Here is a 14,615-nt window from a genome sequence, read left to right on the forward strand (position 1 = left end):
AAGTGGGGACAGGGTAGGGAGGCACGCGCCTGACCGCGGTTGCGTCGGGTGGCGTGCGGTCATGCAGGCCCGCGCGGTGCGGGCGAAAAAGCCGTCAGGCCGTGTGCGGCGGCGCTTGGCCGGGATGCAGGCGGAGGGACGGACAGGCACGGCCAGGGGGCACCGCGTCGTGGGACGCACGGCGCTGCGAGTGCAGATCGCAACTTCCGGGGGCGTCAGAATCGCGGGAAGCAAACACGGCCGGCGTAGTGACCGGCGACGCGAGAGTGAAGACCTGCAGTGCGCTGAGGCGCGGTTTCTTCAGGTGATGCGCGCGGTGTCGAACCTCGTCCGGCGGGTCGCCATCATGGACATGGGCCGACACATGCCCGGTGTAGGAGACGGCATGGACGCTGAAGGCATCGGGGTGCGGCAGATCGGCAGCGGCGAGGCCCAACAGGATCAGAACGCCCCACAACACGGCGGCCACCGTGCCCGCATGCCAGGACGACGCGTGTCGACAGGACACGCGGACTGGGCTGGCAGCGGTGAGACGGATGCGGATCAAGCGGTTCCCCGGCGACGTGCCAACAGCGGCGCGTCGAGCAGGGGTCATTTTAAATGAGAATACTTATCAAGTGCAAACAAGAACGGATCTTGGCCGTGTCGCGGGCGGCGGGATCAGGTCTCGGCCCACTGCCTGAGCAGGTTGTGATACACGCCGGTCAACTGGAGCAGTGCGGGATGGTCGGGGACGTCGGCGGTCAGGCGGCGGATCGAGACGTCCAGTTCGAACATCAGTCGCCGGTGGCCATCGTCGCGCACCATGCTCTGCATCCAGAAGAACGACGCCACGCGCGCGCCCCGCGTCACCGGGGTGACCTTGTGCAGGCTGGTGCCGGGATACAGCACCATGTGCCCGGCCGGCAGCTTCACGCTCTGCGTGCCGAAGGTGTCTTCGATGATCAGTTCGCCGCCGTCGTATTCGTCCGGCGCGCTGAGGAAGAGCGTGGCCGATACGTCGGTCCGTACGGGATCCACGCCGCCGCGGCTGCGGTCGTAGCGGATCGCGTTGTCGACGTGGTAGCCGAACGACTGGCCGCCGGCATAGCGGTTGAACAGGGGCGGATAAATGCGCTTCGGCAGCGCTGCGGAAAAGAAGGTGCTGTTGCGGGAAAGGGCGTCAAGGATCAGCACGCCGACCTCGCGTGCGGCCGGCGAATCCTCCGGCAGCTGCGCGTTGTCCTTGGCCTTGGCCGACTGGTAGCCGGCGGTGATGCGGCCGTCGGCCCAGTCGGCGGCGTCGAGCATCGCACGGGCCTGCGCGACCTGGGTCGGTGTCAGTACGTCGGCAATGGGTAGCAGCATCGTCAGTCGCCTTTGAACGGAAAACCCCGCCCATTCTGCATGGGCGGGGCAAGTGGGGCCTAGCGCATCCTGCGGATCAGAACTTGAAGGTGGCTGTCAGCACCGCGGAGCGGGCCGCACCCGGCGTCGCCCAGCCGTTGTTGCGCACGCGGGTGAAATACGCCTTGTCGAACAGGTTGTCGATGTTCAGCTGCAGTCCGAAGCGCGCATTGAACTGGTAACCCGCCATCGCCCGGTGCATGGTGTAGCTCTTCACGCGCGGGGCATTCGCCGTGCTCGCGGTATAGAAGTCGCCCTGGTAGGTGACGCCGTAACCGAACGTCCAGCCCTGGAGCGCATAGGTGGTCCAAGCGCTGGCCGAATGCTCCGGCGTATTCGGCAGCGGATTGCCTGCCTGGGCATCGATGCCGGTGGTCTCGCGCACATGGTCAGACACGCTCTGCAGGACTTCGCTGTCCAGGTAGGTGTAGTTGGCGAAGATCGACCACGCACGAGTGATGTTGCCGGCCACGCCCAGCGCGATGCCATCCACGCGTGCCTTGCCATCCAACTGTTGCGTGCCGGACGGATTATCCGGGTTGTTGGGATCGGCCACCTTGTAGTTCTGGCGCTCGTTACGGAACACGGCTGCCGTCACTGCCAGTCTATCTTCCAGCAGATTCCACTTGGTACCCAGTTCGATATTGACTGCGGTCTCCGGATCGACTTCGCAAGTCTGCGCAGTGCAGGCCCCGTTCACCGATGCCTTCGATGGTGTTTTCGAGTTTGCGTATGACAGATAGATGCTGCCATTGTCCGCCGGCTTGAAAAGCAAGCCTGCGCGATAGGAGAACAGGTCATCCTCATTCCCGAGGGTGGGACCAACGGTGATGGCGCCGCCTGCGGCGGGCGTGGCATAGGTCAGTGTGCGCGTGTCGCCCTCGTTGTGTTCGTATCGCGCGCCCAGTGCGAGTTCCCATCTTGGACTGAACTTCAGGGTGTCGAATGCATAGAACGCCTGGTTGTCCAGCGTGCCGTCCGTGTGCCCTGCGCGGATGTAATTGACCGGCCCCGTGTACACGTTGTTCGGGTTGTGGATGTCCATCACAGGATAGACAGGAGCCGTGCCGTCGGCGTTGCGCTGGGTATTGCCGTTGTCCAGTTCGTAGGTTTCGTGCATGAATGAGACACCGGCGACCAGTGCATGCTCAACGCTGCCGGTGCTGAATCGCGTGGTCAGATCGGTCTGGCTGAGTGCCAGGCCGTTCGTCGTGTCGCGGGTGGTTCCACGCGGGCCACTGGGCTGGTAGGTTCCCGGTGCACCACAGGGCTGACCGTTGGCGGGATTGATGCCGCTGTCGAGGCACCACGTGCCCTGGGTCGGGTTCACCAGCACGTATTGATCGACTTTCTGGTAACGGGCCAAGCTGCGCAGGGACGTCGTTTCGCTGAAATCATGTTCGAACACGCCCGTGAGCACGTCCACATCGATCTCCTGCGTGTCCATGTTGCGGTAGCCGAAGTAGGCTTCACGGCTGACGCCGGGCAGCAATCCGCCATAGGCCGCGAAGTAGGGCAGTCCGTACTCCGGAACGTTCTCGTCATGCTGGTGCACGTAGCTGAGTGTGAAGCGGGTATCCGAACCAAGACCGATCGCGAACGAAGGCGCTATGCCCCAGCGCTTGTATTCCTCGACATCGCGATCGGGCACGTCGTTGCGATGGACCATCGCATTCACGCGTAGCGCCTGGCCCTTGCCCAGGTCGGTATTGCTGTCCACGGTTGCCCGACCGAAGCTGTCCGTGCCGGCACCCAGCGTGAAGGTATTGAAGCTGCCCTCCCTTGCCATCTTGCTGACCAGGTTGATGTTGCCGCCCACCGAGCCCGCGCCCGACATGGCCGAATTGGCACCGTTGATCAATTCGATCGATTCGAGATTGAAGTTGTCCGTGCGGGTGTACTGGGCACTGTCGCGCACGCCGTCCACGGTAATGTCGGTGGTGGCGTTGAAGCCACGCAGGTTGATGCTGTCGCCGTAGCCGCCGCCGCCTTCACCGGCGCCGAAGGTGATGCCGGGCAGCGTGCTGAGCACGTCCCTCAGTCCGAGAAGGTTCTGTTGTGCCATCACTTCGCTGGTCACCACGGTGATGGTCTGCGGCGTGTCGACCAGCGCTTCCGTGTACTTCGGTGAGCTTGCCTTCTGCACACGTTCGCCGTGCACTTCGACGGCGTCGAGTTCCTTGGCCTGGCCTGCGGCATCGGCGGGCACGTCCCCGGTCGGTGCGGCGAGCGCGGGGGCAGTGATGGCGAGCAACAGGGCGGCGGCAAGCGGGGATGGACGCAGGTTCATGAGAATCCTCAGGTGCGGAGAAGAAACACCCGGTGGCGGAAGGCTGGCGGGAGTGAAGTGAAGACTGGGGGCGGCGGATCTGCGCCTTTGCGGGAGTTGGATCCGGCAAGCAGCGGTATCACCGGTAGGTGCGGTGCACGCAGGCGGCTCAGGCGGCCGGCGGCCCGCGACCGGGATGGCGGATATGGCGCGAGGGGGCGCTGTTGGAATGGCCGGCGGCTGCATCATGCGCCCGCGACCCTGCCCGCACGGAGTGGGCACGGGCGCCCGCGTCATCGCCTTCCGACTCGGCCGGCGTGGACAGACCTTCAATCGCCTGCTCCGCCAGCGACGCCGAGGCGTAGCGGAGCTCATCCCGGGAGTGGATCCCGGCATCGCGATGCAACGACGTGTCCGAAGAACCTGCTGGCGGGAAGATTCCCGTGGAAGCCAGCGCGGCGCCGCCCATGATCACGAGCAGGCACGCCAGCACCAGGCGGGCGAACGCGGTCATGATTGAGCTGGCATCACGCAGCACCGGGGCCTCGGGCGGGTCAGGCTGCGGCAATCCGCCGCAGGGGTGCGACAGGATAATGAGAATGATTTGCGATTACAACAGAATGTTCACATTCCCGACTTAGTCCCGGTCGTCGCGTGTCCAGACGCCACCGTGCTCCGTCTTCGTCGGGAATTTCACCACGGGCGAGTAGGCCGGCGCGCACAGGGCGCGGCCATCGCGGATGTCGAAACGTGCGCCGTGCAGCACGCATTCGATGCTGGCTTCCCCGGCATTGAAACTGCCGGAGGACAGTTCGAAGTCCTCGTGGCTGCATTTGTCTTCCAGCGCGTACAGATCGCCATCATGGTTGAAGATGACGATGGGCGTGCCCGTGACCTCGTCGAAGACCATCTTCATCTCGCCCGGCAGCAACTCGCCGGTAGGACAGACGAAGGTCCATGTCCCGCTCATGCCGCGTCCCCCGGCAGCGGTTTCTCCAGGACCTCGAAACGCAGGTCGTCACGCTTGGGAATGCCGTAGCGCGCATCGCCATAGGGGAACGGTTTCTTGATCCCGGTACGCGCATAGCCGCGCCGCTCATAGAAAGCGATTAGTTCATCGCGCAGGTCGATCACGGTCATCCGCATCGCACGCAGTTGCCACTCGACGGACGCAACGCGCTCCGCCTCGGCCAGCATGGCCTTCCCCACGCCTGCGCCCTGCAGGTCGGGACGCACCGAGAACATGCCGAAGTAACCGGCACCGTCGTCGTCCGCTACGTGTGCGCAGGCGAGCGGGTCCCCGTCTCGTTCGGCGATGATGATCCGGCTGCGCGGCCGTTCGATGTCGCGGCGAAGCGCGTCGGCGTCGATGCGCTGGCCGTCCAGAAGGTCGGCTTCGGTGGTCCAGCCCTGCCTGCTGACGTCGCCCCGGTAGGCGGACGTCACCAGGGCGACGAGTTCGGGGATGTCGGCCTCGGTGGCCGTGCGGAATGTCAGGGTATCCATGGCCGGATTTTACGGAAATCCGGCAACCTGTAGGAGCGACGTCATTCGCGACCGCTATCCCGCCATGCCCCGACAGGTTCTGTAGCAGGAGAATGCGCGGTCGCGACCGGCATCGCCCCTGAAGAACGCAGTCGTTACGCCAGCAGGCTACGCGCCTTCTTCAGGGCGGCAATGAAGCGCTCCACTTCCTCGTGCGTGTTGTAGAACGCGAACGACGCCCGCAGCGTGGCCGCCACGCCGTAGAACTGCAGCAGCGGATGGGCGCAGTGCTGACCGGAACGGACGGCGACGCCCTCCAGGTCCAGCAGCGTGGCCAGGTCGTGTGCGTGCGCGCCTTCGATCAGGAACGAGATCACTGCCGCCTTGTCCGGCGCGCGGCCGAAGATGCGCAGGCCGTCGATCCTGTCCAGTTCCTCGCTGGCGTGCGCCAGCAAGTCTGCTTCGCGTGCTTCGACGCTCGCCATGCCCAATGCATCGAGGTAGTCCACGGCCGCACCCAGGCCGATGAAGCCGGCGATGTTGGGCGTACCCGCCTCGAACTTGTGCGGCGCGTCGTTGAAGACGGTGCCGTCGAAGCTGACTTCCTTGATCATCTCGCCGCCGCCGATGAAGGGCGGCATGGCCTGCAGGTGTTCCTTGCGTGCCCACAGTGCACCGGTGCCGGTGGGGCCGCACATCTTGTGGCCGGTCAAGGCGTAGAAGTCGCACCCAATGGCCGCGATATCCACCGCACGATGTGGCACGGCCTGCGAGCCGTCGACGACGGTGACGATGCCGCGCTTGCGGGCCTCGCGGCAGATCTCGCGGACGGGATTCACCGTACCCAGCACGTTGGAGGTGTGGGCGATGGCCAGCAGCTTCACGTCGCCGGTCATGGCGGCGTGCAGCGCATCCAGGTCCAGGGTGCCGTCCTCGCGGATTTCCGCGACCTTCACCGTCGCCCCGGTGCGCTCGGCGACGAGTTGCCATGGCACGATGTTGGCGTGGTGCTCCATGCGCGAGACCAGGATCGTGTCGCCGGCCTTCAGGCGCGGCAATGCCCACGAGTACGCGACCAGATTGATCGCGAACGTGGTGCCGCTGCACAGCACCAGTTCGTCCGGGCGCACGTTGAGGAAGCGCGCAAGTTTCTTGCGCGCGCCTTCATAGGCCTCGGTCGCCTCGGTGCCGAGCGTGTGCACGGCGCGGCTGACGTTGGCGTTGTGCTGGCGGTAGAACGCGTCGACGGTCTCGATGACAGATGACGGCTTCTGGCCGGTGTTGGCGCTGTCCAAGTAAATCAGCGGCTTGCCGTTGATCTGGCGCGTCAGCAAGGGGAAATCGGCGCGGACCTGATCCCAGTCGACGCCGGTTTCCGCTGCAGGCGCCTGGACGGTCTCGCGGTTCATGCCGCGCCCAAGGTTGCCAGTGCCGCATCGACGCGCGCCACCAACAGGTCACGCAGGCCCGCATCCTCGATGACCGACAGCGGTTCGCGGCAGAACGCGGCCGTCAGCAGCTGCTGCGCTTCCGGCGCGGAGAGGCCGCGGGAGCGAAGGTAGAACAGCGCATTGGCTTCCAGTTGGCCGACAGTGGCGCCATGTGCCGCCTTCACTTCGTCCGCATGGATCTCGAGCACCGGCTGGGTGTCGATCTCCGCGTTGTCGGAGAGCAGCAGGTTCTTGTTCGACAGCGCCGCATCGGTACCGTCCGCGCCCTCGCGGATCAGGATGCCGCCGTGGAAAACCGCGCGGCCGCGGCCGGCACCCAGTCCGCGCCACGTCAGCTCGCAAGCGGTGTCGCGGGCAATGTGGTCGATGCCCAGGCGGGTATCCACGTGGCGGCGACCGTGCGCCAGCAGCACGCCGTTGGCGATCAGGCGTGCGCTGTCGCCTTCGAGGCGGACATTCAGTTCATGGCGCGACAGGCCGCCATCCAATTCCAGATCCACGCGACGGTATTCGGCGTCACGGGCCAGTACCGCGTCGGTGCGCAGCAGCGTGGTGGCGCGTGCGCTGTCGGCTTCGACGCGTGCATGGGTGAGGCGTGCGCCCTGCGCCAGGTGCACGTGGCTCAGGGCGTTGATCAGGTGCGCGTGCGTGCCGATGGCGACATGGTGCTCGACCACGGTCAGGGCAGCGCCGGCACGCAGCTCGATCAGGTTGCGCAGATGCCAGGCTCGCTCAGCGCCATCCTCGGCGCCGATGAAGACCAGGTGCAAGGGCTGCTCGCTGCGCGTACCTTCTTCCGCGCGCAGCAGAACGCCTTCGGTGGCGAGCGCGGCGTTGAGACGGGCGAACACTTCGTCGCCACGCTCGAAGCGGCGCTGCAGGAAACGCGCGGCGTCACCGCCCTCGGCGAGGGCTTCGGACAGCAGCTGCAGGCTGACGCCGTCGGGCAGGTCGGTGGTCAGCGACAGTGCGACGGAGTAGCGACCGTTGACGAATACCGCACGCGGTGCGGGGATGTCGGCCAGCACCATCGGGTCCACGGCGGGCACGGCGTCCACGCTGGCGAAGCTGCGACGCTCCAACTGGCGCAACGAGGTGTACTTCCACGCTTCCGTGCGCGGGCCGGGCAGGCCGTCGCGCAGGGCTTCGTCCAGTACCGCGCGACGCGATGCGTCGCCATTGAAGCCGGCCGACAGGGAATCCAGCAGCGCGCTCATCAGGCGACCTTCTCCGGTGCCACGCGGTCCTTGATCCACGCGTAACCGTGCTCTTCGAGTTCCAGTGCCAGTTCCGGGCCGCCGGATTCGACGATGCGCCCATTGGCGAGCACATGCACGACATCGGGCTTGATGTAATCGAGCAGGCGCTGGTAGTGGGTGATCACCAGGAAGGCGCGGTCGGGCGAACGCAACGCATTGACGCCCTCGGCGACGCTCTTCAGCGCGTCGATGTCCAGGCCGCTGTCGGTCTCGTCGAGGATCGCGAGCTTGGGTTCGAGCACGGCCAGCTGGAATATCTCGTTGCGCTTCTTCTCGCCACCGCTGAAGCCTTCGTTGACACCCCGGTGCAGCAGTTCGTCCTTCAGGTGCAGCACGGCCAGTTTCTCGCGCACCAGCTTGAGGAACTGCATGGAATCCAGTTCGGCTTCTCCACGCGCCTTGCGCTGGGCGTTGAGTGCGGCGCGCAGGAAATAAGTGTTGTTGACGCCGGGGATTTCCACCGGGTACTGGAAGGCGAGGAACACGCCGGCAGCGGCGCGCTCTTCCGGTTCCAGTTCCAGCAGCGGCTTGCCTTCGAATTCCACCGTGCCGGCGGTGACCTCATACCCCTCGCGGCCGGCAAGAATGTTGCCCAGCGTGGACTTGCCCGCGCCATTGGGGCCCATGATGGCGTGCACCTGGCCCGGCTTCACGTCGAGCGAGAGGCCTTTCAGGATTTCCTTGCCGGCGACGCTGGCGTGGAGGTTGTCGATCTTGAGCATGTTCGTTTCCGTTTGATTCTTTCGAGCCCCTCTCCCACCGGGAGAGGGTTGGGGTGAGGGGCGATGGAGTCCATATGTTTGATGCCACCGGACTTCGTTGCCCCTCATCCGCCCTACGGGCACCTTCTCCCGCAGGGAGAAGGGAAAAGCCGTCAGCCCACGCTGCCTTCCAGCGACACTTCCAGCAGTTTCTTCGCTTCCACCGCGAACTCCATCGGCAACTCGCGGAAGACCTGCTTGCAGAAGCCGTCGACGATCATCGACACCGCGTCCTCCTGGCTGATGCCACGCGCGCGGCAATAGAACATCTGGTCGTCGCTGATCTTGGAGGTGGTGGCCTCGTGTTCCAGCGTCGCCGTCGGGTTTTTCACCTCGATGTAGGGGAAGGTGTGGGCGCCGCACTTCTTGCCGATCAGCAGGCTGTCGCACTGGGTGTGATTGCGCGCGCCATCGGCGTTGCGGTCCACTTTCACCAGGCCACGGTAGGTGTTCTGGCCGCGGCCGGCGCTGATGCCCTTGCTGACGATCTTGCTCTTGGTGCGCTTGCCCACGTGGATCATCTTGGTGCCGGTGTCGGCCTGCTGGCGATGGTGGGTGAGCGCAACCGAGTGGAATTCGCCGGTCGAGTCGTCGCCCAGCAGCACGCAGGACGGGTACTTCCAGGTGATCGCCGAACCGGTTTCCACCTGCGTCCAGGTCACCTTGCTGCGGTCGCCCCGGCATTCGGCGCGCTTGGTGACGAAGTTGTAGATGCCGCCACGGCCTTCCTCGTCGCCCGGGTACCAGTTCTGCACGGTGCTGTACTTGATCTCGGCATCTTCCAGCGCGACCAGCTCGACCACTGCGGCGTGCAGCTGGTTCTCGTCGCGCATCGGCGCGGTGCAGCCTTCCAGATACGAGACGTAGGCCTTGTCCTCGCAGATGATCAGCGTGCGCTCGAACTGGCCGGTATGGCCTGCATTGATGCGGAAGTAGGTGCTCAGTTCCATCGGGCAGCGCACGCCCTTGGGGATGAACACGAAGCTGCCATCGGAGAACACCGCCGAGTTCAGGGCGGCGAAGTAGTTGTCGCCCACCGGCACCACGCTGCCCAGGTACTGTTTGACCAGCGCCGGGTGTTCCTTGATGGCTTCGCTCATCGAGCAGAAGATCACGCCCTTCTCGGCCAGTTCCTTGCGGAAGGTGGTGCCGACGGACACGGAGTCGAACACCGCGTCCACCGCCACGCCGGCCAGCTTGGCGCGCTCGTGCAGCGGCACGCCGAGCTTGTCGTAGGTATCCAGCAGCTCCTGCGGCACCTCATCCAGCGAGGCGTACTTGGCCTTCGGCGCGGAGTAGTAGCTGATGGCCTGGAAATCGATCGGCGCGATCTTCAGCTTGGCCCAGTGCGGCACCGGCATGGTCAGCCAGTGGCGGTAGGCCGCCAGGCGCCACTCGGTCATCCACTCGGGCTCTTCCTTCTTCGCGGAGAGGGCGCGTACCACGTCCTCGCCGAGGCCGGGCGGCAGCGAATCGGATTCGATGTCGGTGATGAAGCCGGCGTCGTAGCGACGTCCCAGCTGTTCCAGGATTTCAGCGTTCTCGGTGGCCATCGGGCTGCCTACGGTTCAGCGGGTCGCGACTTGCACGGCGATGGGTCGCCTGCGCACGTCGTCGGAAGAAGGGGGAGGGGTGATCATCTGGGCCAGGGTGAAGCCGCGCAGCGCGTCGGCCACCACGTCGTTGATCAGGCGCCAGTTGGCGCGCGCGCCGCACTGGTGGGCGATGCCGCACTGGCTTTCGCTCTGGCTGCATTCGGTCATGGCCAACGGACCTTCCATGGCCTCGACGATCTCGACCAGGGTGATGTCCGCCGCATCGCGGCTCAGGCGGTAACCGCCGTGGACGCCGCGCAGGCCTTCCACCAGCCCGGCCTGCGCCAGTGGCTTCAGCACCTTGCTGACCGTGGGCGTCTCCAGGCCGGAATGCTCGGCCAGGTCGGACGCGCTGAGCACCTCGCCCGGTCGTGCGGCGAGCACGGTCAGGACCACGGTGGCGTAGTCGGTGAGCTTGGTGACGCGGAGCATGGGGAAGGGGATCCTTAAAACGTACCGAAATTGTACGCTTTCGTCCCCCGCGGCTCAAACCTGGAGGAATTCCCCCGTTCAGGCGCGCCTGCGCGGGCTGACGAATGTCACCCGCGATGGCTGACGGCTGCGACTGATGCCGGGGGCCTCCGGTCAGGAAGATGGGCGGCGTCCACTCCCGGACAGTCTCTCTTCAAGGACAGTCGCCATGAACACGATCCACGGTCACCCCGAATCCGCTTCCTCCCGTCACGGCCTGGATCAGGGCTTCCTGTGGCGCGTGCTGCTGGCCATCGGCGGCGTCTATCTGGCGGTGAAGCTGTTCCGCGGGCTGGGCCAGTTGTTCTGGACGCTGTTCGGATTGGCCTTCGGTCTGTTCTGGATGGTCAGTGGCCGCGTGTTTCCCTGGTGAATGTGTCCATGGTGGAGGTTTTCATAGTGGAGCCCGCCAGCACCGCTCACTGGGCGGCGGCGGGCGGCGAGGGCGGTGCCGGCAGCACCATGCCGAAGTAGGGCGGCGGCGGCGTCCTGCCCGGCGGCAACGCCTCCGGCGCCGGCTGTCCTGCGGCGCCGAGCGCGTGCACGAAACGGTAGATCGCGCGGCGGTCCTCTTCACTCATGTCGCGCACGGCGAAGTCCGGCATGATCGGGCGGGTACGCAGGTTGGCGCTGTATTCCAGCCATTGCGCCTCGGTCAGCTGCTGCATGCGCAGGCGCAGGTTGCTGGCGTAGGTCGTGCCCCAGGGGCCGTGGAAACCCATCGGCGAACCCACCAGCCATCCCGCCTTGTCGACCTTGCCGCCCGATTCGGCGTAGCCCGGGGTGTGGCAATCGTTGCAGCCGGCGATGCGGACCAGGTATTCGCCGCGCGCGAGCAGATCGCCTCCCGTCGCTGACGTTGACGCCGGCGGCAGGCTCGCGACGGCGCGTGGCCCGGCGGGCTGGCACGCGGCCAGGAACAACAGCGAGGCGGGCATCAGCAGGGCACGGACAGGGCGCATGGCGAGGACAAATTGAAGGGAACCGGGCAAGGAACGCACCGCCCCGTGGGGACCGGCCATGTGCCGTGCGATGCCGTTCAGCGGCATGGAAGGTGGGAAACGCGGCGGCATTGGGCGAGAATCCCCCCTCCGCACTCCACTGCATCCCTGGACACCGCATGCCCCGCAAGATCGAAGCCCGCCAATCCGACATCCATGGCAACGGCGTGTTCGCCATCGCCCCGATCGAGAAGGGCGAGCGAGTGGTGGAATACAAGGGCAAGCGCCGCACGCATGACGAAGTGGACGCCGACGACACCGGCGACGCGGATTCGGGCCATACGTTCCTGTTCACGCTCAACGACGATTACGTCATCGACGCGAACCACAAGGGCAACAAGGCGCGCTGGATCAACCACAGTTGCGACCCCAACTGCGAAGCCGTGATCGAAGAGCACGACGGCAAGAACCGCAAGAAGGACAAGGTCTTCATCGAGGCGATCCGCGCGATCAAGCCCGGCGAGGAGCTGACCTACAACTACGGCATCACCCTGTCCGAACCGCACACCGCGCGCCTGAAGAAGATCTGGGCCTGCCGTTGCGGCAGCAAGAAGTGCACGGGCACGATGCTGCAACCCAAGAAGGGTCGCTGATCCCCATCAGGCACGGATGCCGCGGAAGGCCGAACGGTTGAAATGACCGAAGGCAGGTGTCGCGCGCGCGTCCCGCCGCTAACGTGCGCGCACCGGACCACCACCCAGCCTCCATGACCCTGCCACGACTGATCGGCCTGCTTGCCCTGGCCCTGCCCTGTGCCTCCGTCCATGCCGTCGAGATCGACGGCCGCGTCGATCCTGCCGAATGGCAGGGCGCGCACCACGTCACCGACTTCCGCAAGACCCAGCCGCTGACCGGCGAGCCGGGTTCGTTGCCCACCGAGGCCTGGATACTGGCCACGCCGGACGGCCTGGCCATCGCCTTCCGCAACACGCACCCTGCCGCCGTGCCGCGCACGCGGCAGAGGGTGCAGCGCGATTTCGACGAACAGGTCGACCGCGTCAACGCGTTCATCGATTTCGATGGGGATGGGCGCACCGGTTATGCGTTCACCGTCAGCTCCACCGGTGGCATCGCCGACGAGGTCATCACCAACGAAAACCAGTTCAACAGCGACTGGGACGGCCAGTGGCGGCATGCCGTGGGCGAAGACGAGCAGGGCTGGAGCGTCGAACTGCTGATCCCGTGGCATACCGCGCCGATGCGCGATGGCACCGACGGACAGCGCACGCTGAAAGTGTTCCTGGCGCGCGTAATCGGCGTGACCGGCGAGCGCATGGCCTGGCCGAGCGCCAGCTTCGAGCGCCCGCGCTTCATGTCCGATTTCGCGTCCGTCACCGTGCCGCGTTATGACCAGTCGCTGCTGGCGTTGACGCCCTATGTGTCGGGCCTGTACGACAACGTGGGCCGGCGCAGCGACTTCAACGGTGGTGCGGACGTGTTCTGGAAGCCCAATGGTCGCTTCCAGCTCACCGCCACGGTGAACCCGGACTTCGGCCAGGTGGAGGCGGACGACCTGGTGGTGAACTTCAGCGCCACCGAGACCTTCATCAGCGACAAGCGGCCGTTCTTCACCGAGAACCAGGGCATCTTCGAGCTGACCACGCCGTCGGACGACAGCCAGCAGCTGTATACGCGTCGCGTGGGCAGTACGGGCGACATCACGGCGGCGCTGAAGTTGAACGGCAGCCTGGGCAAGGCGAACTACGGCCTGTTCTCGGCCGACGAGGATGGCGAGTACGGAAGGAGCTTCCATGCGCTGCGCGTGGTGCGCGATTTCGAAAAGCAGAACCTCGGCGCGATGCTGACCCGTGTGGAGCAGGACGCCACCGACCGCGAGGCCACCGTGCTGGGCGTGGACCACAACTGGCGGCCGACGGCGCGCTGGAACATCCGCAGCCGCCTGCTGGGCAGCCGCATCGACCAGGCCGGGGATCGCGCGCAGGACCTGGGTGCGACGGTGTGGGCCGACTACGAAATGGAGGACGGCTGGCGCCAGCAGTGGATCGCCATGCACTTCGGCAACGACCTGCAGATCAACGACTTCGGCTATCTCTCGCGCAACAGCACCAACTACCTGCATTGGGAAGTCCGCAAGCGGTTCACCGGGTTGCCCGATGCCTCGCGCTATTCCTCCAAGGACTGGCGCTGGCGGGTGAGCAGCAGCCACAACAACCACGGCGACAAGCTCAACGACCAGTTCCGGATGAGCCGCGAGGGCCAGCTGCGCAACGGCAGTTACGAATATGCCCAGATCAACGTCAACAGCGCGGGCCTGAGCGACCTGCTGCTGCGTGGCAACGGGGTGGTGCGGCTGCCGGCGAACTTCAATACGTACTTCGAGTTCGAGCGGCCGCGAAAGGGCGACTGGGCGCACGAGACGGAGCTGGAAACCTTCACCGGGGGGCTGGCGGGCAACCGCAAGCTGGGCGCGGGCGCCGGATACACCGCCACCTACTTCATCAGTGATGCCTTCAGCATCTACGCCGGCGGCTATGCGCTGTACACCCCCGACTGGCTGGTATGGCAACGCGAGGATCTGGTGGGCGGCTTCAAGCGACGGCAGTTCGACCTCAGTGCCGGCCTGGACTGGGTGGTCGATGACCGCCACGAACTGCGGGTGAAGATGCAGGCCATTGCGCTGGACGCGCGCGTGCAGGATGCCTGGCGTTTCGATCCGCAGGGCTACGCGCTGGCGGCGACCGACACGGTGGAGGATTTCAGCGTGCGCAACCTGGGGTTCCAGGTGCGCTACCGCTACGAGCTGGCGCCGCTGTCGTACCTGTACGTGGTCTATGCCCGCGGTGGCTACGAGCAGCGCACCGGCACCGAAGGGGTGGAGGACCTGCTGCAGGACAGCTTCAGCCTGCGCGACGACGAGCAGTTGGTGGTGAAGCTGAGTTACCGCTTCGAGATCTGAGAGCGTCGCCCTCTTCAGGT

Annotated in this window: 15 protein-coding genes; 3 read left to right on the plus strand and 12 right to left on the minus strand. The window is 65.7% G+C overall.

The genetic code is table 11. The features are described from left to right. Positions 1-94: 94 nt before the first annotated feature. The 11 genes from IB223_RS04220 to IB223_RS04270 all read right to left on the minus strand — a co-directional run bounded on the left by IB223_RS04220 (position 95) and on the right by IB223_RS04270 (position 10,638). On the minus strand, positions 95-547 hold the full coding sequence (locus IB223_RS04220; RefSeq protein ID WP_192200394.1) for a hypothetical protein: 453 nt from the start codon (positions 545-547) through the stop codon (positions 95-97). Positions 548-660: 113 nt separating this feature from the next. Continuing rightward, on the minus strand, positions 661-1,347 hold the full coding sequence (locus IB223_RS04225) for a Fe2+-dependent dioxygenase (protein ID WP_192200395.1): 687 nt from the start codon (positions 1,345-1,347) through the stop codon (positions 661-663). Between the two features lie 76 nt (positions 1,348-1,423). Continuing rightward, positions 1,424-3,676, minus strand: coding sequence for a TonB-dependent siderophore receptor (locus IB223_RS04230; RefSeq protein WP_192200396.1), 2,253 nt, complete (start codon positions 3,674-3,676; stop codon positions 1,424-1,426). A 148-nt stretch (positions 3,677-3,824) separates the two neighbouring features. Then, positions 3,825-4,193: a hypothetical protein gene (locus IB223_RS04235; protein WP_192200397.1), complete on the minus strand. Its 369-nt coding sequence runs from the start codon at positions 4,191-4,193 to the stop codon at positions 3,825-3,827. 99 nt (positions 4,194-4,292) lie between these two features. After that, positions 4,293-4,625: a non-heme iron oxygenase ferredoxin subunit gene (locus tag IB223_RS04240; RefSeq protein WP_192200398.1), complete on the minus strand. Its 333-nt coding sequence runs from the start codon at positions 4,623-4,625 to the stop codon at positions 4,293-4,295. Next, positions 4,622-5,161: a GNAT family N-acetyltransferase gene (locus IB223_RS04245; protein ID WP_192200399.1), complete on the minus strand. Its 540-nt coding sequence runs from the start codon at positions 5,159-5,161 to the stop codon at positions 4,622-4,624. Before IB223_RS04245 ends, IB223_RS04240 begins: the two co-directional genes overlap by 4 nt. A 134-nt stretch (positions 5,162-5,295) precedes the next feature. Then, positions 5,296-6,549, minus strand: a complete 1,254-nt coding sequence (locus IB223_RS04250) for a cysteine desulfurase (protein ID WP_192200400.1) — start codon at positions 6,547-6,549, stop codon at positions 5,296-5,298. Beyond that, complete coding sequence (gene sufD / locus IB223_RS04255; protein ID WP_192200401.1) at positions 6,546-7,808, minus strand: Fe-S cluster assembly protein SufD; 1,263 nt, start codon at positions 7,806-7,808, stop codon at positions 6,546-6,548. Before sufD ends, IB223_RS04250 begins: the two co-directional genes overlap by 4 nt. Continuing rightward, complete coding sequence (gene sufC / locus IB223_RS04260) at positions 7,808-8,572, minus strand: Fe-S cluster assembly ATPase SufC (RefSeq protein ID WP_192200402.1); 765 nt, start codon at positions 8,570-8,572, stop codon at positions 7,808-7,810. The genes sufD and sufC overlap by 1 nt, the downstream gene beginning before the upstream one ends. 152 nt (positions 8,573-8,724) lie before the next feature. Further along, positions 8,725-10,164 (minus strand): Fe-S cluster assembly protein SufB, encoded by a 1,440-nt coding sequence (gene sufB, locus IB223_RS04265; protein ID WP_192200403.1) that lies wholly within the window; start codon positions 10,162-10,164, stop codon positions 8,725-8,727. Between the two features lie 15 nt (positions 10,165-10,179). Beyond that, on the minus strand, positions 10,180-10,638 hold the full coding sequence (locus IB223_RS04270) for an SUF system Fe-S cluster assembly regulator (protein WP_192200404.1): 459 nt from the start codon (positions 10,636-10,638) through the stop codon (positions 10,180-10,182). A gap of 208 nt (positions 10,639-10,846) precedes the next feature. Between IB223_RS04270 and IB223_RS04275 the strand changes: the two genes are divergently transcribed. Continuing rightward, positions 10,847-11,050: a hypothetical protein gene (locus tag IB223_RS04275; protein ID WP_192200405.1), complete on the plus strand. Its 204-nt coding sequence runs from the start codon at positions 10,847-10,849 to the stop codon at positions 11,048-11,050. Positions 11,051-11,096: 46 nt separating this feature from the next. Here the strand turns inward: IB223_RS04275 and IB223_RS04280 are convergent, their stop codons facing one another. Continuing rightward, positions 11,097-11,639: a cytochrome C gene (locus tag IB223_RS04280; RefSeq protein WP_192200406.1), complete on the minus strand. Its 543-nt coding sequence runs from the start codon at positions 11,637-11,639 to the stop codon at positions 11,097-11,099. Between the two features lie 158 nt (positions 11,640-11,797). Here IB223_RS04280 and IB223_RS04285 point away from each other — a divergent pair, with 158 nt between their 5' ends. After that, entirely contained in the window at positions 11,798-12,271 is a 474-nt protein-coding gene (locus tag IB223_RS04285) for an SET domain-containing protein-lysine N-methyltransferase (RefSeq protein WP_192200407.1), read from the plus strand. Positions 12,272-12,384: 113 nt separating this feature from the next. After that, positions 12,385-14,595: a DUF5916 domain-containing protein gene (locus IB223_RS04290; RefSeq protein WP_192200408.1), complete on the plus strand. Its 2,211-nt coding sequence runs from the start codon at positions 12,385-12,387 to the stop codon at positions 14,593-14,595. Positions 14,596-14,615: the final 20 nt, after the last annotated feature.

It is taken from the genome of Pseudoxanthomonas sp. PXM03, from assembly GCF_014852005.1.
Taxonomy (GTDB): domain Bacteria; phylum Pseudomonadota; class Gammaproteobacteria; order Xanthomonadales; family Xanthomonadaceae; genus Pseudoxanthomonas_A.